The sequence below is a fragment of the Blautia sp. HCP3S3_D9 genome, assembly GCF_052063845.1.
Lineage (GTDB): Bacteria > Bacillota > Clostridia > Lachnospirales > Lachnospiraceae > Blautia_A.
In genome coordinates, this window is sequence record NZ_JBQHWS010000173.1 from 1 (window position 1) to 5,800 (window position 5,800).

Below are 5,800 nucleotides of genomic sequence, written 5' to 3' on the forward strand. Positions count from 1 at the left end.
GTAAACATAGGCTGTCTTGGTATCTACCACAAAGGAGGAATATGCCTGATAAGATGGTTTGTAGCTTGTTTTGGCCCTGAAGTAGAATCCTGCTCCGCAGGCTGCGATAATGATCAGGCACAGCAGGAAAAACTTCTTGAAGCCTCTCCACATATCATCCAGGATCGTAGTAAAATACAGGATCCCGGAATCTGTTTCTCTACTGTTATGCTCGTTTCTCATAATATCCTCCATATCCATAATGTGCTGTACTTCCTGTGATCTGAGATGATGATGCATCATTAAGCACGCATCCCAGAACCTTGCCTCTGGTATTATTCAGAATATCGATGGCGTCATTGATGTCCTTGGTAAGGACAGTATCCTGTCTCACTACGAGTACGGAAGCATCTGCCATCTGTGCCAGTTCCTCTGTATCTGATACCAGTGCCAGAGGAGAGGTATCAATGATCACATAATCCATGTTCTGCCTGCAGAATCCCACAATCTGTCTCAACGTGGTACTCTTAAGTAATGCCTCAATGGAATTAGAGGATGTTCGGTTCAGTATCATATAGAGGTTTGTATCATTCCAGTTGCAGATCAGATTCTCTGTTCCTGCCTTGCCTGTCAGCACCTTACCCAGATCATCTGCGTCTTTGCCTTCCATGTCAAAGATCTTGTACTGTGCCGGTTTACGGAAGTCACAGTCAATGAGCATTACTCTGCTGCCTTCCTGCGCGAGTCCGAGTGCCAGGTTTGCCGCTACTGTGGATTTACCTTCATTCTCCATTACGCTGGTGACCAGAAGTGTTTTTGCATTCTCCTTATCCATGTAGCTTCTGACTCTGGATGACATCATCTTGTTGGATTCTGCGTACTGAAAGCTTCTGAGCGGATTACTGATCAGCATGGATACAAATTCCTTTTTCTTACGAAGCTTAATGGATTTGGATTTCTTCTCGTGATAGATACTTCCCAGAAGTCTGGTATCCAGTTTGGAGGTAACATCCTTTGGATTCTTGATGGTATCGCGGAGATAGGAGATTCCTGCAACCAGTACCATAAATACTGCTGCTGCGGCTATAAATGCTATTATCATTGTTTTCTTCTCATTCAGAGGATTCACAGGCGCCATAGACACTGCCGGGCTCTGAATGGTCTCTATAATCACATTCTTGATCGCATAATCGGATACTGTATTATAATTCTTCATGATAGACTGCAGAATCCTGTAAGACTCTACAGCTGTGCCTGCTTTTACAGACAGGGTGATCAGGTTTGTCTCAGGTACCAGATCTACAGATGAATCAATGTTCAGGCTGCTCATGTTCAGATCCTGTGCCACTTTCTTCTTCAGAACGTTGCTGTCCAGGATTTCTGTAAACTGCTGTGCCAGCTGCTGGGTGGAATTCAGATTCTGATATACATTTGTGTTCATTCCTTTGGCAGTGACTACAAAAGTTGTGGATGTTTTATATTCCGGCTGATAGGTGGCATTTACCCAGATATCAGCAAACAATGCTACAGCCAGGGAAAGAAGCAGGATCGCCCACCATTCCTTTGCTATATCCTTCAGCATGCTGATCAGATCAATCTGTGGAACCAGTCCACTGTCAATTCTCTCTTCCATGTTCTCTTCCTTCCTTATCTTACAACTACGATCAGGCGAACCTGTCCGGTCACACTCTCTTTGCCGCTGTCATCTGTCATCTGGTATGTGATCTCATATACTCCGGCTTTGTTAAAGTCAGCCTCATTGTTGATCTGTACTTCTTCGGATGTTATGGATGTTCTCTGCTGGTTCTGGGATGGCTTGGGATCTCTGAGTACTCCGTCCTCATCTCTGATATATTTAATCCCGCCCATTGTAATCTGCTGTACATAATCCCATGGATTGATCACTGTCCCTGCAGAAGTATAGATCAGATACTGGGACAGTTCGATCTGAGGTCTCTGTGATTCTTTGGCAGGATCATAGATCTCTACAGTTACAGGAAGTTTCTGTACATCGCCTGCGCTGTTGGCTGCCTGATACATCATTGGATATTCTCCGGCCTTGTCAGCCTGCACATAATATTCGCTGGACATCTTTATCTTGCCGGTGAGGTCTCCGTCCAGTACATCCTTACATGTGAGAGTTCCCATGATATCCTGTGTATTCATAGGGAAACGCAGCGGATCAGTGAGAGAAAACTCAGGAGAAGTATAATCCTTATATTTCACTTTCCTGGTAGCCTTGGTTGCGTGATTGTCGGAATCAAATGCCACTACTGTCATGGTTCTTGTTTTATTTTTTGTGAAATTGCTGATGGATTCTATGATCAGACTGTCGGTCACATCTCCATCTTTGGAATCTTTTGCTTTGATTCCTTTGAGAAGTTTTTTCTGATCTGCATCACAGGATACTTTAATGGAATCTTTCTTCATGGTTATCTTCGGAGCCTGGTTATCTTTGGAATTGATCTGTTCATTTCTGTACATTCCAAAGGAGACCGCTGCTGCCACAAATACGATAATGCTTAGTATTCTTAATTTTTTCATAACATTCTCCTTGTTCTCCCTCTCACCAGTAGTACCTTCTGAGCCGTTCCGGCCGTCTGCCGTGGGCAGGGATCTGTCTGTTACTTATGATCCGCCGGGGGTTGCCTTCCAGAAGGTGATATGTATATTCAAACCCGCCATTTCTGGTCAGGTGATCTCTCACTTCTTTCATATGGGGTGTTCTTACATAGGATCTGTGGGCATCGCTCGCCACACAGGTGATCAGATCATTCTCCAGCAGTATCCGTGCGCTCTCTCTGACTCTGCCGCCAAATCTGCCCAGAATGCTTCCTTTATTCATCTGTGCATAACACCCTGATCTGAGCCACTCATATACAATCTCCGGAAAATCCTGTACACAGAAATATCTCTCCGGATGAGCGATCAGCGGGATCTTACCTGATTCAAAGACTGCATCCAGGCATTCTCCGATCCACATTGGATCTGCCTCAAAGGGAAATTCTACCAGATAATAGTCTGTATGATTGATTCCTGTAAGAAGCCCTTTTTTTATTTTATCTTCCAGGTCTTCCGACGCAAAAATCTCCATTCCTTCCAGTATTCTTAAGGGTATGTGATTCTGTCGGATCGCTGCTTTCAGACGTCTGAAATCTCCGCTCAGTTTCTCTGAACAGAAATTTTCGAATCTGCCGGTCTGATTGCTGTGTGGAGTTGCCACCATAATGCTGACTCCGCTGTCTGCAGCCATAACTGCCATTTCCAGTGAATCCTGAATATCACGTGCTCCGTCATCCACACCCGGCAAAATATGAGCGTGTAAATCGATCATCTTTATCCTTTCCAAATATGCATGTTCATACAGAGATAGATTTTACCCCTTTCCATGTGGTGTTCCAACATACTTTAGTATGAATTTTATATGTGTTTTTTAATTATTTAACATAGAATTCTGTAAAGAGTTTCTTATGTCATAAAAAGCCCTCCGGACAGGATTGCACTGCAACGAAGAAACCTGCAAGCCGGATTCTCTCTCGTATTTTCAAAACATTACAAAGTAATTTCCTCATGACGTAAAAAAGTCCTCCGAAACTTTCAGGAAGACTTTCTGAGGACTTTTTCACTCGTAAACATACAATGTTTCACCCGGCACCGGACTATCTGGACTGTTCAAGTTTCTTTCTTGAGATTACAGCAGTTCCACCGAGAAGCAGAGCTCCTGCAAGACTGTAGAGAGCAAGATTTCCTTCGCCTGTCTTCGGTGCTGTAGTAGCTTTATTTGTGGTTGTTGTTACATCTCTTTTTCCAGTCGGGCTGACTGCAGCCATTGTAGGAACAGATAAACCACAGATTAACATTGCAGAACACAGCATGATCATCATTCTTTTTTTCATTGGAACCATCCTCCTTACTTTATTATTGCTTTATTTCTTTATAGAATACGCTGAGAATCAGCTTATAAAGCTCTTTGTCATCCGGATTGAACTCCGCATATACATCTCCCTGAGTAACCTCACCCGGTACAGTCAGGATGTCTCCTCCGGAAACTCCGTTCTGGATCATCAGGGTTGCCAGATGTGTTACTTCAGATGCGCTGATATTGGTAACCATATAGTCAGATACATCATTATACAATGTTACAGGAAGTGTAAGATTCTTCTTGGTCTGGCTGATCGCCTGCTGCAGGAACGCATCAATATACTGCTTCTGTCTCTCCATTCTCTGATTATTGGAATCCAGGACTTCTGTGTTACGTGAACGTACATAAGTCTGCGCCTGTTCTCCGTGAAGAGTAACTGTCTCTCCTGCTTTCAATGCGGAATCTGACTGAGTAAGATCCTCCAGTACATTTACAGTAACGCCGCCGATCGCATCGTTCAGCGGAGCGATAGCAGAATAATCAATGGCAACGTATGCATTTACCGGCATACCATACATGAGTCTGGAAACTGACTGAAGTGTGTTCTCACAGCTTTTCTCTTTGCCGTCTCCATAGGAGTAAGCCAGACAGAGCTGCATTTTGTCAGTTCCGAGGTATTGATCCTCCACATTGTATTTATTCACATCTACCATAGCATCTCTTGAGATATTTATCAAGGATAAATGTCCGGTTTTTGAATCTAAGGCTGCCCAGATGAGTACATCGGCCTGACCGTTCTCTCCGATTACTTTCTCTCCGGTATCCTGCATATCTCTGTCGACACCCATAAACAGAATGTTTATGTTATCTTCATTATACTTATATTTCGCACCGTTGTACACTATCGTTTTTCCATCATCTTCAGATGATGCCTCTTCCGGTGCAGTGATGGATGCTATGGACTGGTTCTTCTTTAACTGGGCTTCGCCCTTCTTATTCAGATAGAAGTAAGCTCCTACGGCAGTTGCTAACAGCAGAACCAATATACCGAAGATTATCAGCACTGCAATAAGAGGTCCTTTTTTCTTTCGGGGCGCCTTCTGTTTCCGGCCGGATTTCTTTCTGGCTTTAGGATCTGGTTTCTGACTGGATTTCGTCCGAGTTCGGTCTGTGTCAGCTGCAGGAACCGGTCTGGCTGATGACGTTGAAGACCTTCTCTGCTGAGCCTGTGTCTGTTGCTGTTGAGCCTGCGCCTGCTGACCCTGTTCTGACTGTGTCTGTCTCTGCTGAGTCTGTGTCAGCTGTGCCTGCTGCTGTTTCTGTTTTTGTTCTTCTTCCAGATCTTCATATCTGATATATCTCATATGAGGACTGTTCTTCGCCGGATTCGCACTCTTACGTACAGGGCGTTCTGTTTTTTCCGGTTTCTTCGGTTCAGGAGGCAGTGTGGCAACTGTTTCCTGTTCTGCGATTGATACGGGTTTCTGTGCAGGCTTCGGTGTCGGCACAGATACAGGTATCGGATCCGGTTCCGGAATTGCTTCCGGCTCTGGTACTGATTCCGGTTTTGAGATTGGTTCCGGTGTCGGCACTGGTTCCGGCTCTGAGATTGATTTTGATATCGGCTCCGGCTCTGGATCCGGTTCAAGTATTGATTCCAGCTCCGGCATTGGATCCGGCTTTGGTATTGGTTCCGGTTCACGGACCGGCTCCGGCTTCGGAATCAGTTCCGGATCTGGTATCGCTGTGTTTCTCGAAGCTCCGGACGATTCTTTGAAATCACGGGAGATATCATCAAAAATATCTGTATCTCTGCCAGCTGACCCGTTCGTCCGCGTTCGTCCTGCAGGACGGGCAGTCCCGTCAAGCATATTCAGCAGATCTCTGTTTAACTGATCTACCTGATTTTGTTTGTTTGTTTTTCCTCTTTCACTCATTCTTTCCATTCCTATTTAAAAC

At 44.7% G+C, this 5,800-nt stretch carries 6 protein-coding genes; all 6 read right to left on the reverse strand.

Going from position 1 to position 5,800, the window contains the following annotated elements:
• A partial coding sequence (locus ACTNES_RS18980; RefSeq protein ID WP_441040390.1) for a hypothetical protein occupies positions 1 to 222 on the reverse strand: 222 nt, incomplete at its 3' end.
• On the reverse strand, positions 206 to 1,612 hold the full coding sequence (locus ACTNES_RS18985) for a polysaccharide biosynthesis tyrosine autokinase (protein WP_441040391.1): 1,407 nt from the start codon (positions 1,610 to 1,612) through the stop codon (positions 206 to 208). The genes ACTNES_RS18980 and ACTNES_RS18985, both read right to left, overlap by 17 nt.
• Before the next feature lie 14 nt (positions 1,613 to 1,626).
• Complete coding sequence (locus ACTNES_RS18990; RefSeq protein ID WP_441040392.1) at positions 1,627 to 2,523, reverse strand: immunoglobulin-like domain-containing protein; 897 nt, start codon at positions 2,521 to 2,523, stop codon at positions 1,627 to 1,629.
• A 22-nt stretch (positions 2,524 to 2,545) separates the two neighbouring features.
• The gene (locus ACTNES_RS18995; RefSeq protein ID WP_441040393.1) at positions 2,546 to 3,313 is read right to left on the reverse strand and encodes a tyrosine-protein phosphatase; all 768 of its coding nucleotides are present in this window, start codon (positions 3,311 to 3,313) and stop codon (positions 2,546 to 2,548) included.
• A 325-nt stretch (positions 3,314 to 3,638) separates the two neighbouring features.
• Positions 3,639 to 3,875, reverse strand: a complete 237-nt coding sequence (locus ACTNES_RS19000) for an LPXTG cell wall anchor domain-containing protein (RefSeq protein ID WP_320813300.1) — start codon at positions 3,873 to 3,875, stop codon at positions 3,639 to 3,641.
• 22 nt (positions 3,876 to 3,897) lie between these two features.
• Entirely contained in the window at positions 3,898 to 5,778 is a 1,881-nt protein-coding gene (locus tag ACTNES_RS19005; RefSeq protein WP_441040394.1) for an LCP family glycopolymer transferase, read from the reverse strand.
• Positions 5,779 to 5,800 lie beyond the last annotated feature (22 nt).

What these genes read in the sequence shown, in the direction of transcription:
- ACTNES_RS19005 (WP_441040394.1), bottom strand. Translation starts at nt 5,778, where the DNA reads ATGAGTGAAAGAGGAAAAACAAACAAACAAAATCAGGTAGATCAGTTA.
- ACTNES_RS18990 (WP_441040392.1), bottom strand. Translation starts at nt 2,523, where the DNA reads ATGAAAAAATTAAGAATACTAAGCATTATCGTATTTGTGGCAGCAGCG.
- ACTNES_RS19000 (WP_320813300.1), bottom strand. Translation starts at nt 3,875, where the DNA reads ATGAAAAAAAGAATGATGATCATGCTGTGTTCTGCAATGTTAATCTGT.
- ACTNES_RS18995 (WP_441040393.1), bottom strand. Translation starts at nt 3,313, where the DNA reads ATGATCGATTTACACGCTCATATTTTGCCGGGTGTGGATGACGGAGCA.
- ACTNES_RS18985 (WP_441040391.1), bottom strand. Translation starts at nt 1,612, where the DNA reads ATGGAAGAGAGAATTGACAGTGGACTGGTTCCACAGATTGATCTGATC.